We start from the raw sequence: 15,438 nt of genomic DNA on the forward strand, positions 1-15,438 counted from the left end.
TTCATCTGCGTTAAGAAGCGTTAAACTTAGCCTATATGGTACTTTACCATTAACTTCTTTCAAAAAAAATAAGCTATGAAAGAGATTACAAAAATTACACCTACCGATTATGAAATTATGGATGAAATCAAATCACGCTGGAGTCCGCGTGCATTTGATGATGTCCCGCTTAGCGTTTCTGAAGTTAAACAACTTCTAGAAGCAGGTCGCTGGGCATCGAGCTCTTTTAATCAGCAACCTTGGCGTATTATTTATGGAATAAAAGGAGATCCTGTCTTTGATAGAATTCTTTCATGTCTTGTAGAATTTAATCAAGACTGGGCAAAAAATGCTCAGGCTTTATTATTAACGGCCTATAAGAATACAAATAATGAGGGCGAGCATTACAGACACGCCATGCACGACTTAGGGTTGTTTATGGGGAATGTGGTAATCCAAGCCAATCATAAGGGAATAGGAGCGCATCAAATGGGTGGTCTAGATCCTGAAAAAGCACATACAGAATTTGGTTTTACATCAGAATTTGATGTGGCTACCGCTGTGGCTTTAGGTAGATATGGCGGCGATCCCAATACTCTTCCTGAAGATTTGAGAGCGGACGAACTCGAAGAAAAACGTATCCGCTATAAAGTAGATCAATTTGCTTTTAATGGAAATTTTGAGAATAAGACTGAAGATTAATCTACGTTAGAAATAGAAATAAAAAAAGGCTAGTAAAAACTAGCCTTTCTTTTTAGTTATGATCACCCGTTTCCGGTTTGTCAATAAAACGTTCATTTTTAGTAGTACTTGATATCGTAGGCTCTTCGTGCATCATCTTCTTATCCAGTCCGGCGCTATCAACACCTAGAAATTCTTGTGCCTGCGTTGGGTTAGTAATTTGCTTCATCACATCTTGATGAATAATTACCGGATGAGCAAATAACTCTGGTCTGTTCTTGAGAATATTTACATAATCATTCTCATCAAAGTCGCCATTTTTAATTTCGTCATCATCACTCACTTCATCAAAACTCAATAATTCGCGCATTGGCTTATTAAGTTCTTCAGCAAGCTCAGCCCATTGAGTACCCGTCAACGGGTTTTTAGCCACATCAATAGTATGTAACTCTTTATCTTTAACTGCAGATATATGAGCATAGGTACGCTCACCAACGCGGCTCGTACTACTATAAATCAAGGTTATCTGGTTATCATTTCTTGCAATAGATTTCATAGTATCTTTTATTAATGAGACTTCATCTTTTCCTTACGTTTCTTCAGTTGAATGTTAAGTTCGCGCACTACTTCCTTAACAGACTCGTGAAAACTCTTTGAACTATGATTTGCGTACAAACGAGGACCCGGTGCACTCAAACGTATTCCTGCACTTTTACCGGTTTCGTCACTAGATGTATTTTCAGTTTTGAAGAAAATATCTGCACGTACGATAAAATCGTATTTATGAACTAATTTGTCTAATTGTTCTTTTGTAAAATCTTCTAATGCCTCACTGGCAGCTACATCGTGATACTCAAAGTTATAATTCATAATCTTCTTATTTTAATTGTTTCCTAAAATTACGTAAAGCAAAACAGCATACCACATACTTTAGGCTTTCTTTGACATCATAGCGTTAATTAAACTTAAAGTTTATGTTCAATTTTTAGGGCTGAGGATCAATATCTGAAGTTGAAGAATCTTTTATATAAACCGAAGCAATAATACCTCCTGCCAGAGCTAGAATAATAACCGCAAGTGATAGCCACTCGGGAACTTCAATCATATGCGAGAAGATCATCTTTAGACCCACAAACGCTAATATAACCACAAGGCTATAATTTATATATCTAAATTTCTGAAGCATTCTGGAAATTAGAAAATACATAGATCGTAAACCCAGTATAGCGAGAATATTAGAACTAAACACAATAAAAGGATCTGCTGTAATTGCCAGGATAGCAGGTATACTATCTAAAGCAAATAGAATATCTGTTAATTCAATTACGATAAGTGCAAGAAAAAGGGGAGTGGCTGCTTTTCTTCCATTTTCTACAAGAAAAAAAGCGTGTCCTTCTATAGTATTCGTAATAGGAAATAACTTTTTTACAAATTTATATACGGTTGATTCCTGCGGAATATAGTCATCTTCAGACTTAAGCATTTTATATGCTGTAAATAATAAGAAAGCACCAAAAACATAAATAATCCATTCAAATTTATTGATAAGCGCTACACCAAAAACGATCATTAACGCTCTAAAAATTATCGCACCTAAAATTCCCCAGAATAATACGCGATGCTGAAACTTTGCAGGTATAGCAAAAGAGGAAAAGATTACCGCGATTACAAATACATTATCTATACTCAGCGATAACTCGATTAGATAACCGGTTATGTATTTTAAAACTGCTGTATTTGCAGAAATATTTGTTGGGTTTTCTATTAATTCCGCATTAAAGAGCCAATAAATAATTCCGCTAAAGGCCATTGCAATACTAAACCAAACAGCTGTCCAGATTCCCGCTTCTTTACTTTTTATAACATGATCTTCTTTATTAAAGACACCCAGGTCAAGTGCTAAACAGATAAGAATAAAGACGATAAAAATACCCCAGATAAGCATAGTTAATAGATTAAAATGATCAAGACTAACAGATTCAAACCTTTATAGATGTCGATTAGTTTATCAAGTGTAATACACACCAATAGCGCAAATATACTATAGATTATAAGCCTTAAGAATATGCATCTTCTAAATTGCTGTTAAATAAAATGCGATTGAAAATTAATTATCGTAAAACACGCGCTGTCATTTTATGATCCATTTTTAGATAATAAGCGTATATAACGCTAAGGTTTTCTTATAGCCAAATTCTATTTCTGGGATATGACTTATATTTCCAAATTCCAAATCGATTTACTAATTAATGAGTTCGCAGTTTTATGAACGACACTTCTCACAAGCACTTTATGCGCAAAGCGATACAGTGGGCACAGAAAGGACAAGAAATCGATGGAGGCGGAGCCTTTGGAGCAGTTGTAGTAAAAGATGGCGAAGTAATCGCTGAAGGTTATAATCAAGTGGGTTTAACCCAAGATTGTACGCAGCACGCTGAAATAGCTGTAATTCTAGAAGCCTGCAAAAAGCTAGGTAGTAAATCGCTTGAAGATTGTATTTTGTATACAAGCTGCGAACCATGTTTAATGTGTTTAGGAGCAACACGATGGGCATCGCTATCTGTAATTTATTTTGGTGCGTCTGCGGAAGATGCTAAGAAGGCAGGATATATTTATAGTGATTTATTTTATTCAAGTACTACTGAAAAACGATACAACGAATTTAACCTAAAACAATTATTGCAAGCCGAAGCAGTTGCAGTATGGAAAAGAACATTATGATTGAAGAAGAAGAGGACAAACAAAAAAATATAGACGAAGAACTGGAAAAGTCTGAAAAATCGGAAGATTCACAGGCAAAAAGCCACGGCGAAATTCTAAAAGAGCAGATCTGTGAAGGGCAAAAGATTTATACACTGAGTACTAGCAGTATAATTATGAGCTCGTTGACTGCTGGTTTAGAAATAGGCTTTAGTTACATGTTATTATGTAGCGTATTTTTTTACTATTCAGATAGTCTAGCAGTAGAGAGTCTTTTTAAAATTATAGCGCTAGTCTATCCTTTAGGATTCATTCTGGTTGTACTGGGACAATCTATTTTATTTACAGAGCAAACCTCCTTATTAACCTTACCGGTATTAAACAGACAACACAGTATTTTTAGCTTATTGCGTTTATGGGGTCTGGTTATTTTTGGTAATCTTCTGGGAGGATGTTTAATTGCATTTGTACTTGTGTGGATAGGTCCTCAACTGGGAATATTTGATACCAAAACAATCGTAAAAATAGGAGAGCATGTTGCTGGTTTTAGTCTTCCGGTAATTCTGGTGAGTGCAATATTAGCAGGATGGATGATGGGTTTACTATCCTGGTTAGTAACTTCTTCAAAAGATACGGTAAGCCGAATTATTATTATATTTTTAATTACAGCGACAATGGCATTTGCCGGTTTGCATCATAGCATTATAGGTAACATCGAAGTTTTTGCAGCATTTATTAGCGGACCCGAGGTGAGTTTAGGTACCTTTTTAAGTGTAGAAGCTGTGGCTTTAGCTGGTAATGCAATAGGTGGTGCGTTTTTTGTGGCGTTACTAAAATACAGAGCCTTTGTAAATAATGTTGGATAAGCGCAAGAGCGCTACTAAAATTTTATAGTATGAAAACAATTTATACACTTATAACAAGTCTTTTAATCCTGAGTTGCGCAAGCTCTAGAGTTGATGTTATGTCTAATGAATCACTCAATCAATGGATTGACGCTAAGCAATATTCACTTGAAGCAACTACGGCAATGCCTATGAATACCGTTGCTGTAAGTGCAGTTTTAAACAGTAATATTTTGGGTCCCGGAAACAGTGCGTCCCAAATTAATCTTATAGGCAATTCTAATTTCTTACGAATTAAAGGTGATAGCATTCACGCCAGTTTACCATATTTTGGAGAGCGTCGTATGGGTGGCAGTTACAATTCGAGAGAAACCGGTATTACGGTAAACGGACTCTATAAAGATTATAAAATCGATACAAAAAAAGGAATGTATGTAATTACATTTTCCGCGAGAGATACTCAGGGAAATGAAAATTATGACTTCATACTAAATATTAGTCCGAGTTTACACGCAGATTATTCTGTACAGAGTTCACAACGCTCAAATATTCATTACCGTGGCCGCATAGAGAAGTTGGATTTAGAAAATCAAGAATAAGTTTTTATTAGGTAATAAATGAAGAAGCCAGAGTGCTTCTATAATTGCTATTTTACATAATGTAAATTATAGTACAAATATAATATATGAGTAGAACGGGGAATAGAACTTTTTCTGTTCTATTTTACATAAATGCAGATATAGTGCCTTTAGGTCTATATCGTCAGCATTTATGTAACAGCCGTTTTACGACCTTATAATTCATAGATTATAACTTTTTATTGTGAAGAATGTTTCAAAATTCTTAAACAAATAATAAAATGAGTGTTTGGGTCATTAAGCATTTCGACTATTTGATTTTTGCTATACTTAATTTTCCAATTACATTAGTCACCGCCAAAAAAAAAAAAACTTTTAGATTGCTTCAAAATTCGCGTATTTGATTATAATCCTGAAATATTCTTTTCTACGACATTCTCGTAAAGCTTTCCGCAAGAGTACAAAATTACTCTGCGAGATAATTTCTGTACACTTGCTCTAATTGTGCTATTATTTAACCTTTTTTGATTTGAGCTGTTTAAGAACATTTAGAACTAAAATTTCAAATCGTGATTATTAATAGTTTATTATTATCTTTTTTCCTTGATGAAAAAAGAAACAAAATAATCAAGGCTGCACAAAACTTTGGAAACAATGTACGGCTCAATCGCTATATTTTAGAAAACATTGGAACAGATTAAGATTGCTTTGAACTAGCCTTAAACATAGAAACTATCAATAATATGTATTACTAGACCTCTAAAATATGTACGCTCATTCACCTATTGTTTTGACCAAAGTTTTCTGAGGCCATTTTGCCGACGCTTCATCTGGGTAAAAACGCACTAGTTCTATTTTACATAATATTATAAAACTAAGGTTTTAGTTTGTCAAACATATTTTCAATTGAGTACTTGGCTAATTCTGGAATTGTATGACTAGATACTTTAATCTCCCATTTAGATAAGCTGGGTATTAAACTTACTTCATTTTCTATAAAAATATTATTTTCTGACTTTGTTAAATCCGTTGATGGAATAATATGAAAGCCTCTTGGCTCATTATCTATAACCAATACTCAGACAACAAATAAATCATCTTTTAATTCACCTAGAGCTTCTTTAGATATTTTAATACTCCTTTGTGTAGTATCCAAATTCATAGGCTGTAGATATATTAGATTATCTCCAATTAAAAAATCAACTCCTTCCCTCCCATCAGGTTTTTTTATTAATTCTAAATCAAAATTTTTGAGTTCTGCTTTAATAAAAATCTCTATTCTATTTTTCTCATTCATATTATAGGATTTTCTATACTGGAATTACATTTTCTTCTCCAAACCATTCTTTAGCTTTCGTTATTACGGTATCGTTTGGAGAGTTGAAATAGATAGCTAATTTTTCTTTAGACCTTGTACAACAAACGTAGAATAGTTTTTGAGTTCTTTCTAGTACAGATTCAGAACCTGCAACTAAAAAGAGGTTTTTAAAATTATAATTATTCCATCCTCCATTATCTAGTATCACTAATACATTATCAAACTCCGCTCCTTTAGTTTTATGTTGAGTTGAAAAAGGAGTAAAACCTTCTAAGTAAATAAATAATTTTTGGAACTCCTCATATTTTACATTTTTAACTCTGTTAAATAGATACTCCTTATCAATTTTAAACCTTTCTAATTTATCATCAATTAAACAAACACCATTTTCATTAGCTTCATTTATTACTTCTTCAATAGTTTTTTGACCAACATTAATTAATGATTCGATACTTGCTTTTAAAACTCTTTTGTCTTCTATTCTTTGAATGCTAAATCTATAATCTGTAGCTCTTAAAAATTCATTATAGCGTTTGTTAGAATAGAGAAAAATATTAGTTTCTATTTTAAACAAATGTCTAATTAAAGCATCTCTTTTTGAACCTTTTTTGTTTTCATCATCTTCACTTTGTTTCTTATCATCAAGTAATTGGTCTTTATCTATATATATCTTTGAGAAAATATCCCAATTTTGATTCCTAGCGAAATTATATAATTCTGGATTATCATCAATAAACCGCTGCATACTATTTGTAGGGTTTACATCTACTAAAAAATCTGAAACTTCTCCAAAAGTCATAGCAGAGAAATCTTCATCAATTCCATTATCTTTAATGTATTTGCGAACTCGATTTTTGTATTTTAATACACCATCACTATTATAGATATTCATTAACTTTCTAATTCCAGCTTTATCTGCTATTAGATTATGAGTTAAATTAAGTTCTTTTGTATTTTTTGAATCACTAAAATCCCAACCAAGATGTTCTTTTACCGCTTGAATGTTTTCATTATCAGAGTATAAAAATCGAATTTCTCCAGCCTTTAAGGCACCTTCTTCATTCATATTTGGAGCATTTTTATCATTTGATTCAGTTTGCACCAAGCCATCTGTTCTTAGTCTATTAGCCAAATCAATAACTAGTTTTGGATTTCTTCTATTTTGCTGTTTTTGAACTTCTCGAACTTTATTATCATTTTCTCCTTTATATTCATCCAAATTTCCAACTGTGTTATCGTAAATACATTGCATCGCATCTCCAAAAAAACCAACGATATTTTTCTTATCACTTAACTCAAAATACTCTAAAAAAATCTCTATAACCAATTTGCTAGTATCCTGATATTCATCTACAAAAATGAACTTAAATCTATCTTTAAGTATGTCATTTAGTTTTGGGTATGTTTTAAATAAGTGATTAGCCAATATCAATAATTCATCGTGTGATATTATACCTTCTTGTAAACGTAAATACTCTTTATATTGAATTCCTTTTTCTAAATCATCAAAAAAGTCATTAGGAACTGGATTAATACTTGAAATATTAATTTTGGTAATTAAATCATCATTAGCCAAAACAATCAGACTTTGTTTTAGTTCTTTTTGAAAATGTTTTATATTATCCCATAAGAAATCGTGTATTGTAGTAACATTTAAGTTTTTATGATTTACTCTTTCTTCAATTTCTTTTACGGCTGCATTCGTATATGTCATACAAGCAACTTTTGAAGTAGGAAAGTCTTCAATACATTTTTTGATAACTTGAACTAAAGTATATGTTTTCCCACTACCAGCTCCACCGCTCAATAAGAAGTTATTGCCATTTCCAATATGGCTCATAATCTGTTGAAACTCATCTAGCTCTTCCATATTTATTTCTACTACTTCAACCATAACAATCCTTCTTTAATATATAGAGGAATTACCCAATTAGTAAATTCTTCGTCTGTATGGAATAAAATATCTAACGCAAAATGTGTTTTCTTTCTAACACATTCCTCTGCTAATTTGTAAGAATCATTAGCTTCAACATCAAAAAAATCTCTATTCTTTAATCCTCTAAAATCATCTTTCTTTCCTGTAATAAATTCTCTATTGATTTGAATAAATGCATCTTCAAAGCTTCTCGCTGTTACATCATTTTCTTCTGTTTGATAAACCACACAAAGATTACCGTGACTATCAGATTGCCAAGTTTCTTCATTTTTTGATATTTTTTTATCATCAATCGTAAATCCTTTTAACTGATTTAGAGTAGCGTTATTAAAAAATAGTTTTAACGCATCATTAGAATAGTTAGTTCCTACAGCAACTCTACACTTTTTTGCATCATCACCAACTGTATCTAAATCAGTTATTATTAAAGATTTAATCCCAATGAATTCAATGAATTTTTCAAAAATCTGTGAGTATGCTCCAACCTCTATTATAGATATGTTTTGAGACGATAAAGGAAGTTCTGGGTCTTTCTGTCCCAAAGCTATAAAACGCCTTTCTTCATCTTTATCTAGTTTTTTCATTAATGTAGGAATCAATATTCTTTCCGTATCTCCTTCAATTAAAATCGCTTTGTCAGCGAAGAATATTTCAGCTCTGCTTATTGTTAAATATTGTTTCAAAAATTGATACTGTGGTGAATCAATTTCGTACTCATTTTTAAGGTCAATTAGGTTTTTTGCAATTACATTATTTTCATCCTCTTTTTTAAGATACTTTACATCATCAAAATTACTTTCAGAAACTATGTGTGAGGAATGAGTTGTTATTACTGTTTGCAATTTTCTATTATCGCCATCTTCTCTAACTATTCCTTGGTCAAGTAAAGACTTAATATTTTTAATAAAAACGTACTGCATTTGAGGATGCGTATGTGCTTCAGGCTCTTCAATAAATAACAAGTTTATATCAGCAGGCTTTTCATCTTTACTCTTTTTAAATTCTTGTATTAATATTTCAATTTGAAATATCATACTAATCAGGTTCATATATCCCAAACCATTATTATATTCAGGTAAAGTTGTGTCATTATGTTTGTACATAACGGTTGTATTTCCCGATAACAATTCCCTGTGCTGTAAAGATGATTCTATTTTAATTGTAGAATCATCACTTTTTATTCCTCCAAATAATCGAACTTTTTCAACAACATCTTCAAATAGAGTTTCATAAATTTCTGATAGAGCATAATCCGTAGATATTAATTCTTCTTTAAATTGCTCTATTTTCTCATTTTGCTCATCTGTTTTCTCCGTTTCATTATAAATTTCTGATGTTTGACCTGAAAGTGTTTTATCATTCTCCTTATTCGTAACACTTCTCTTAGCACTAATAAATTTAAAGCTTATAATATCTTTAGTAGATATTTTCTCTAGGTCTAAATCAATAAAATTATCATCATTTTCAATTTCATCAATTCTATTGTACTCTATGGATTTTCGACTAGATTTAAAGAACTCTCCTTGATATACCTTTAAAAAATAAAATATATCTCTCTGTCTATAGTTTTCGTCCTTACCAAGTTTAGCAATTTCATTAGCTTGAAATTCAGCATACTTTTGCTTAATTCTCTCCAATGACTCATATGCTAAATGATATTCAAAACCTAAAACAATAAACTTGTTTTCAGGGTCTAAGTCCATCATAACTCTACTAAGGTTAGCTAAGTTATCATCTTCATTATATTCGATAAGTAGTTTAAGCTTTATACCGACTGATTTATAATCCTCTTGTTGGGGTATATCGCCTTCAATTAAGGCTCTTAATTCATTTTTAAAATCGATATTGAAATCATCAAATGAAAACCTGCTCTTATCGGAACCATTTAAAAAGCTATTTATAACCGTTAATAGTGAAGTCTTTCCTGTATTGTTTTTTCCAATCACTAAAGACATTATTTCTTCTAAATCAATCGAAAACCGTTTTAAAAGTCTGTAATTTTCAATTTTAATCTTCTTAATTTTCATATATAAATAGTTGTGTCTTATAGTACAAGAACTATAAAACAGTATTAGTTTAAGATAGTGTTTAGGGATAATTTATAACTCAAAAAGCTGTCTCTCAAATATAGAAAAAATTAACAATTAACTATTTACGGCATTCCGTAATTAATTAAAAACCAGAAAGAATATTCCCATTCCATACACATTCCCACTTCACTTCTATCGTCGCTTCGGGCAAAGAGTATTCCATTACATTTTTAAAAAAACATTTGAGAAGAAAAAAAATAATGAAGCTTGGTTAGAACTTTGCTTTTTCACCAAACCAAAATGACATAACGCAGAACATTATAGTTCAAATTATATTATAGTAAATTGGTGTATACGTAGTATTTTACATAAATGCAGATATAGCTATACCGCCAGGTGTTCTATATATTCAGCAATTATGTAAAAGCCAATTTACGGCATTTAGAGTTATATTATAACTGTAATTCTTTATTGAAAAAAACGTCATTTAAATCTTAATCACACTATAAATTGAGTGTTTGGGTCATTAAGCATTTCGACTCTTTGGTTTTTACTATACTTAATTTTCCAATTACATAGTCACCGCCAAAAAAGCTGATCTACTAGATTGCTTCAAAATTCGCGTATTTGATAATAATCCTGAAATATTCTTTTCTACGACATTCTCGTGAAGGTTCCCACAAGAGTAAAAAAATTAAAAATCAAGACTACATTAACTTTTGGAAACAATTACGGCTTAATCGCTATATTTTAGAAAAATTGTTACGTTCTAAGGCTCCTTTAAACATACTTTAAAATCCTGTTCTTAAAAAATAAATTGCTAACCCTCTAAAATATGCACGCTCATTTACCTATTGTCTTGACCAAAATTTTCTGAGGCCGTTTTGCCAGCGCAATATTTTAAAAGGATTAAGACTTGAAATTAATATTGAAAATTAAACTTCTATTAAAACTAATTTTTTAGTTATTTGAACTAAGTCTTTTCAGGATTAATAACTAACCCCAAATATCAATACTCCGTTTTATCTTCTTTCTTCGTCCATTCCTGAAATGGTTTTATAGCAACCTCCGGAGCTAATTGTTCAAATGGGATGCTGCGTTTTTCGTAAGGTAATGGTATTTCCTCGTAAATAAAGGCATCGTCAAAACCTATGTTAGCTGCGTCTTTTTGGCTGCTTCCGTAGTACACTTTTTCAGGTCTCGCCCAGTAGATCGCACCCAGGCACATTGGACAAGGTTCGCAGGAAGTATAAATTGTACAGCCATCCAGTTGGAACGAATTCAAATTTTTACATGCGTCACGTATAGCAGTAACTTCTGCATGTGCGGTAGGATCATTTGTAGAAGTTACTTTATTATTTCCTTTACCTATAATTTTTCCGTCTTTAACAATCACACAACCAAAGGGACCACCTTCATTATTTTGCATTCCGCGTAGAGCTGCATTCACAGCTTCTAGCATAAAATCTTCATTGCTCATTTAATCTCGTTTTAGGCAAATATACGCGCAATTGTATTTTTAGATCTAATCACTTCCCTCCTAGTCTTCCCAATATTTCACGTTTACTGTAGAAAACTAAATTTTAACTTTTAATATACTTTTATTCAATTTTCCCGTATTACTTTTGCCGCCTTAAATTAATTATCCAGAATCTCATAAGGGAGATAGCAACCTGCAATAACAAGCAAGGTGCTAAAATAGATAAGCCAATTACTTGGAAAAAATGTTAACGCATAAGTCTATGTAATTTTTGCTATTTCCTTTTTGAGTACAAAATTGTAAAATGGCAGAACTCAAGATTATCCCAAAATTCTCAGCACTAATTCCTCTATTTGTATTTGTATTTACCTTTCTTGGTGTAGGTATTTATCAAAATGATTTCTATGCACTTCCCGCTCCTATCGCCGTTATTGTAGGCATTGTTGTGGCATTTATACTATTTAGACAATCTATAAATGAAAAGATTGACATCTTACTAAAAGGCTGCGGAGACGATAAAATTTTGACGATGTGTTTAATTTATTTACTCGCTGGTGCTTTTGCTGCAATTACAAATGCTACGGGTAGTGTAGATGCTATTGTAAATATGGGACTCGATTATATTGCGATTGAGTATATCTACGTAGGTATTTTTGTGATTGCCGGCTTTCTTTCGGTTTCTACAGGAACTTCTGTAGGCGCTATTGTTGCCCTCGCTCCTATTGTGGTAGGTTTTGCAGCCAGCAGTGATGCGGAGCTCGCTATACTTTCGGGCGCATTGCTGGGTGGTAGTATGTTTGGGGATAACTTATCGGTTATATCAGACACTACTATAGCAGCCACACAATCTCTGGGAACTAAAATGAGTGATAAATTTAAGCAGAATATAAAAATTGCGGTTCCGGCTGCTGTAGGGACGCTTGCAATTTTAATCTATCAGGGAATTGATCTTACCGGAGCAGCAGCAAACACTACCGATTATAATTATGACGTGATTAAAATTCTACCTTATATTCTAGTAATTGCGCTTTCGATAGTAGGTCTTAATGTCTTTATAACCCTATTTCTAGGCGTTATTGCCGCAGGAGTTCTAGGTATAGGTTATGGAGATTTTACACTTATAGAGTCTACTAAAATCGCTTACGAAGGTTTTACTAATATGACCGAAATATTCTTGCTTTCACTTCTTACTGGAGGTCTTGCTGCTTTAGTAGCAAGTAATGGCGGCATCGAATTTATTCTGGTAACTATTAAGAAGCTTATTAAAAACAAAAAAACGGCACAACTGGGGATTGCTGCTTTGGTGAGTTCGATAAATATGGCGATTGCAAACAATACGGTGTCTATCATTATTGCCGGTCCTATCGCAAAAACTATTAATGACGAGTACCACTTAGATAACAAAAAAACAGCTTCTATTCTCGATATTTTTGCCTGTATTATACAAGGTCTCTTGCCCTACGGAGCGCAGGTATTAATGATATTGAGTTTTGCAAAAGGAACGCTTAATTATCTGGATTTAATGGCAAATACCTGGTATTTACTTTTATTACTGCTATATACGTTACTTTTTATTTTACTGAAACCATTCCGTAGCGCAAAATCACAACGCAGTTAAATTGATATCCTATATTAGTCGAAGCTTTAGTAATACATTCTAAAATCCAACATTTTGCAAGCGGCATACTGTTTTTGATGTAATTTTTCTACTACTTCAAAAATATCATCATCCTCGTTAAACAGGTTAAAAAATAGTTTATCTAGGTTGGAGCTGCTTAACCCATCAACACTATTTCCATAGCCGGAAACTGCTCTTGCGTTAGTTATATCCAGAAAATATTGTGCTTCTTCTTCATCCAGATCCAGCACCTTAGCATTAGAAAAATGAACAATTTTTCCACGCAACTTTCCTTCAAATAGCTCTGCTATTTCTTGAAAACTGTAGTAATAATTATTTAAACAAATACTATTAGCTTCCCCGGTCATCACCAGGTAAATAATTTCGTATTCTTTAAAATAATGATCGTCTAAAACCAGTGTGTTTAAACTCGCCTCCAAACCTTCAATGGTATCGCAAGTTTGATAGATACTTGCTATACCGAATTGCAGTGCAAGCTCTTTAAGGCTTTTCTGTGCTTGTGTAACTTGATTTGATTCTACATCAGAGACGCCTTCTAAACAATAAATAAATTTATCAGGATCTAAGTCGTGTTCTTGGGGTAATTGCCGTCGGTTTTCTAACACATTTATAATTTTATGCGATTGCTCGCAAATATATAAATAAGCCGTCTTTTTCACCCAAGCATTACAAATAGGTATCTTAAAATACTTCTAGGCGGTGGTGAAGCTTTTTGATTGTTACAGGTGGTAAATTAAAATCAGAATCCGTGGTAATTCGCTACCACCTAGCTGAATAAAAAATGGCTTTTCAGATTGTGAATATCTATCTCTTTTTTTGAAGTATTTGCTATAGGCTAAATCCTATTTTTGAATTTCTAAAATTGAAAATTATGAGTGCAACTTGGTATGAATGTAAGGTAAAATATAGAAAATTTGATGAAGCGTCAGGCACGCAAAAGGTGAAAACAGAACCTTTTCTTGTAGATGCAATTTCTTATACCGAAGCAGAAAGCCGTATTACTGAAGAAATGGCTGCGTATCTAATGGAAGGTGAAGAAATTAAAATCACTAATATTAAAGTAGCAAACTTCGCAGAGATTCATCCTTTTGAAAATAGTGATCGCTGGTTTAAATCAAAAATATCATTAATCGCATTTGACGAAGAAAGTGGTAAAGAGCGTAAAACGAATATGTATTTGCTGGTACAGGCAAATGATGTAAAAGAGGCTTATGAAAATACGCTGACTACTATGAAGGATACTATGGGAGAATTTACAATTCCTGCTGTTTCTGAATCTCCTATTGTAGATGTATTTCCATATTTCTCAGGTGATGAAGATGAATCTGAACGTCTTGAAGAGTTTACGCGCTTAAAGGAATCTATTCCTACGTACAACGATGAAAATGAAGAGTTGGCAATGGCTGATTCGCTTACCGTAGAAGCCGAATAACGTAAAACACGGTCAAGTCATGAGTTGATTTATATTTTAAAACAAAGTCCCGGTTTTCCGGGACTTTGTTTTTTAGGACTTATATGAAGTTAAAATATTCTTTGTTTACTTCTCGTTCTTTCTATAAAACACAACTGTATATTTACAAATACTAAAGCTTTAATATTTATAAGATGATCATACCTAAACTCCATTATAAATCACAAGGAAATACGCCTGAAGAACAACTGGAACATATTCAGAAAGCGTGCACATCGGGTATTGAGCTAGTACAGTTAGATTTTGATAGTTCTTCGGAAAAGCAATATTTAAAATTGGTGCAAGACGTGAGAGCACTTACGGCACATTATCAAACCCGGCTAATTCTAACTGATAATTATGAAGTTGCCAGAGAAGTTAAAGCAGACGGCGTGTTTTTTGAATTTATAGAAAAAGATGTATTGCAAACTGCTAGAAATCATATCTACACCTGGCAGATTATCGGTGCTAAAGCCACAAATTTGCTAGAGTGTGAACAGTTAATTGAAGCAAACATCGATTATATAAATCTTACTCCTTTTGAAACAGCAGATAAAACTGAAGAGCCAAAGAGTCTCGGTAAAATGGGCTATCAATTAATTACTGAAGCTTTAGATACACAGACACCGGTATTGGGATCGGTAGGAATTCAAGAGACAGTTGTTAAAGATATTTTGAAGGCTGGAGTTTCGGGAGTTATTCTTTCAGATGAGATTACAGCAGATTTCAACCGAATTAAAATTTACAATCAATTACTGGGAGCATCTGCTACAGACGAGCAGCGACACACTTTCTAGTTATA

At 32.7% G+C, this 15,438-nt stretch carries 15 protein-coding genes and 1 riboswitch; of the genes, 7 read left to right on the forward strand and 8 right to left on the reverse strand.

Going from position 1 to position 15,438, the window contains the following annotated elements; translation table 11 throughout:
* Positions 1 to 75 precede the first annotated feature (75 nt).
* Entirely contained in the window at positions 76 to 681 is a 606-nt protein-coding gene (locus ABVM53_RS14335) for a nitroreductase family protein (protein ID WP_405327390.1), read from the forward strand.
* Positions 682 to 733: 52 nt separating this feature from the next.
* Here the strand turns inward: ABVM53_RS14335 and ABVM53_RS14340 are convergent, their stop codons facing one another.
* The 3 genes from ABVM53_RS14340 to ABVM53_RS14350 all read right to left on the reverse strand — a co-directional run bounded on the left by ABVM53_RS14340 (position 734) and on the right by ABVM53_RS14350 (position 2,605).
* Positions 734 to 1,216 carry an arsenate reductase family protein gene (locus tag ABVM53_RS14340; RefSeq protein WP_405327392.1) on the reverse strand — a complete coding sequence of 161 codons (483 nt, stop codon included), beginning with the start codon at positions 1,214 to 1,216 and terminating at the stop codon, positions 734 to 736.
* A gap of 11 nt (positions 1,217 to 1,227) precedes the next feature.
* Entirely contained in the window at positions 1,228 to 1,530 is a 303-nt protein-coding gene (gene hpf / locus ABVM53_RS14345) for a ribosome hibernation-promoting factor, HPF/YfiA family (RefSeq protein ID WP_405327395.1), read from the reverse strand.
* 115 nt (positions 1,531 to 1,645) lie between these two features.
* A complete protein-coding gene (locus ABVM53_RS14350) occupies positions 1,646 to 2,605 on the reverse strand; it encodes a TerC family protein (protein ID WP_405327398.1) in 960 nt (319 codons plus the stop codon).
* 320 nt (positions 2,606 to 2,925) lie between these two features.
* On the opposite strand from ABVM53_RS14350, the gene ABVM53_RS14355 reads away from it, so the two are divergent.
* Genes ABVM53_RS14355 through ABVM53_RS14365 form a run of 3 tightly spaced genes read left to right on the forward strand, consistent with a single transcriptional unit; the run spans position 2,926 to position 4,804 of the window.
* Complete coding sequence (locus ABVM53_RS14355; protein ID WP_405327400.1) at positions 2,926 to 3,381, forward strand: nucleoside deaminase; 456 nt, start codon at positions 2,926 to 2,928, stop codon at positions 3,379 to 3,381.
* Positions 3,363 to 4,226 (forward strand): formate/nitrite transporter family protein, encoded by an 864-nt coding sequence (locus ABVM53_RS14360; RefSeq protein WP_405327403.1) that lies wholly within the window; start codon positions 3,363 to 3,365, stop codon positions 4,224 to 4,226. The genes ABVM53_RS14355 and ABVM53_RS14360 overlap by 19 nt, the downstream gene beginning before the upstream one ends.
* 29 nt (positions 4,227 to 4,255) lie before the next feature.
* Positions 4,256 to 4,804, forward strand: coding sequence for a DUF4251 domain-containing protein (locus ABVM53_RS14365; RefSeq protein ID WP_405327406.1), 549 nt, complete (start codon positions 4,256 to 4,258; stop codon positions 4,802 to 4,804).
* Between the two features lie 1,057 nt (positions 4,805 to 5,861).
* Here the strand turns inward: ABVM53_RS14365 and ABVM53_RS14370 are convergent.
* The 4 genes from ABVM53_RS14370 to ABVM53_RS14385 all read right to left on the reverse strand — a co-directional run bounded on the left by ABVM53_RS14370 (position 5,862) and on the right by ABVM53_RS14385 (position 11,547).
* Complete coding sequence (locus tag ABVM53_RS14370; RefSeq protein WP_405327409.1) at positions 5,862 to 6,080, reverse strand: hypothetical protein; 219 nt, start codon at positions 6,078 to 6,080, stop codon at positions 5,862 to 5,864.
* A gap of 13 nt (positions 6,081 to 6,093) precedes the next feature.
* The gene (locus tag ABVM53_RS14375) at positions 6,094 to 7,995 is read right to left on the reverse strand and encodes a UvrD-helicase domain-containing protein (protein WP_405327412.1); all 1,902 of its coding nucleotides are present in this window, start codon (positions 7,993 to 7,995) and stop codon (positions 6,094 to 6,096) included.
* On the reverse strand, positions 7,983 to 10,064 hold the full coding sequence (locus tag ABVM53_RS14380) for an ATP-dependent nuclease (RefSeq protein WP_405327414.1): 2,082 nt from the start codon (positions 10,062 to 10,064) through the stop codon (positions 7,983 to 7,985). The genes ABVM53_RS14375 and ABVM53_RS14380 overlap by 13 nt, the downstream gene beginning before the upstream one ends.
* A 1,012-nt stretch (positions 10,065 to 11,076) precedes the next feature.
* The gene (locus ABVM53_RS14385) at positions 11,077 to 11,547 is read right to left on the reverse strand and encodes a nucleoside deaminase (RefSeq protein ID WP_405327417.1); all 471 of its coding nucleotides are present in this window, start codon (positions 11,545 to 11,547) and stop codon (positions 11,077 to 11,079) included.
* A 157-nt stretch (positions 11,548 to 11,704) separates the two neighbouring features.
* A riboswitch (SAM-I-IV-variant riboswitch) is annotated at positions 11,705 to 11,802 on the forward strand.
* Positions 11,803 to 11,851: 49 nt separating this feature from the next.
* Between ABVM53_RS14385 and ABVM53_RS14390 the strand changes: the two genes are divergently transcribed.
* Entirely contained in the window at positions 11,852 to 13,165 is a 1,314-nt protein-coding gene (locus tag ABVM53_RS14390) for a Na+/H+ antiporter NhaC family protein (protein ID WP_405327419.1), read from the forward strand.
* Between the two features lie 26 nt (positions 13,166 to 13,191).
* Here the strand turns inward: ABVM53_RS14390 and ABVM53_RS14395 are convergent, their stop codons facing one another.
* Entirely contained in the window at positions 13,192 to 13,791 is a 600-nt protein-coding gene (locus ABVM53_RS14395) for a DUF6642 family protein (protein ID WP_405327421.1), read from the reverse strand.
* Positions 13,792 to 14,057: 266 nt separating this feature from the next.
* Between ABVM53_RS14395 and ABVM53_RS14400 the strand changes: the two genes are divergently transcribed.
* Positions 14,058 to 14,618 (forward strand): DUF4494 domain-containing protein, encoded by a 561-nt coding sequence (locus ABVM53_RS14400; RefSeq protein WP_405327423.1) that lies wholly within the window; start codon positions 14,058 to 14,060, stop codon positions 14,616 to 14,618.
* A 173-nt stretch (positions 14,619 to 14,791) separates the two neighbouring features.
* Complete coding sequence (locus tag ABVM53_RS14405; protein ID WP_405327426.1) at positions 14,792 to 15,433, forward strand: thiamine phosphate synthase; 642 nt, start codon at positions 14,792 to 14,794, stop codon at positions 15,431 to 15,433.
* Positions 15,434 to 15,438 lie beyond the last annotated feature (5 nt).

It is taken from the genome of Leeuwenhoekiella sp. LLG6367-2.1, from assembly GCF_045055775.1.
In the GTDB taxonomy this organism is placed as follows: domain Bacteria; phylum Bacteroidota; class Bacteroidia; order Flavobacteriales; family Flavobacteriaceae; genus Leeuwenhoekiella; species Leeuwenhoekiella aequorea.

Coding starts and splice junctions, on each gene's coding strand:
- ABVM53_RS14350 (WP_405327398.1), bottom strand. CDS start 2,605: ATGCTTATCTGGGGTATTTTTATCGTCTTTATTCTTATCTGTTTAGCA.
- ABVM53_RS14380 (WP_405327414.1), bottom strand. CDS start 10,064: ATGAAAATTAAGAAGATTAAAATTGAAAATTACAGACTTTTAAAACGG.
- ABVM53_RS14360 (WP_405327403.1), top strand. CDS start 3,363: ATGGAAAAGAACATTATGATTGAAGAAGAAGAGGACAAACAAAAAAAT.
- ABVM53_RS14355 (WP_405327400.1), top strand. CDS start 2,926: ATGAACGACACTTCTCACAAGCACTTTATGCGCAAAGCGATACAGTGG.
- ABVM53_RS14370 (WP_405327409.1), bottom strand. CDS start 6,080: ATGAATGAGAAAAATAGAATAGAGATTTTTATTAAAGCAGAACTCAAA.
- ABVM53_RS14385 (WP_405327417.1), bottom strand. CDS start 11,547: ATGAGCAATGAAGATTTTATGCTAGAAGCTGTGAATGCAGCTCTACGC.
- hpf (WP_405327395.1), bottom strand. CDS start 1,530: ATGAATTATAACTTTGAGTATCACGATGTAGCTGCCAGTGAGGCATTA.
- ABVM53_RS14405 (WP_405327426.1), top strand. CDS start 14,792: ATGATCATACCTAAACTCCATTATAAATCACAAGGAAATACGCCTGAA.
- ABVM53_RS14400 (WP_405327423.1), top strand. CDS start 14,058: ATGAGTGCAACTTGGTATGAATGTAAGGTAAAATATAGAAAATTTGAT.
- ABVM53_RS14365 (WP_405327406.1), top strand. CDS start 4,256: ATGAAAACAATTTATACACTTATAACAAGTCTTTTAATCCTGAGTTGC.
- ABVM53_RS14335 (WP_405327390.1), top strand. CDS start 76: ATGAAAGAGATTACAAAAATTACACCTACCGATTATGAAATTATGGAT.
- ABVM53_RS14390 (WP_405327419.1), top strand. CDS start 11,852: ATGGCAGAACTCAAGATTATCCCAAAATTCTCAGCACTAATTCCTCTA.
- ABVM53_RS14375 (WP_405327412.1), bottom strand. CDS start 7,995: ATGGTTGAAGTAGTAGAAATAAATATGGAAGAGCTAGATGAGTTTCAA.
- ABVM53_RS14340 (WP_405327392.1), bottom strand. CDS start 1,216: ATGAAATCTATTGCAAGAAATGATAACCAGATAACCTTGATTTATAGT.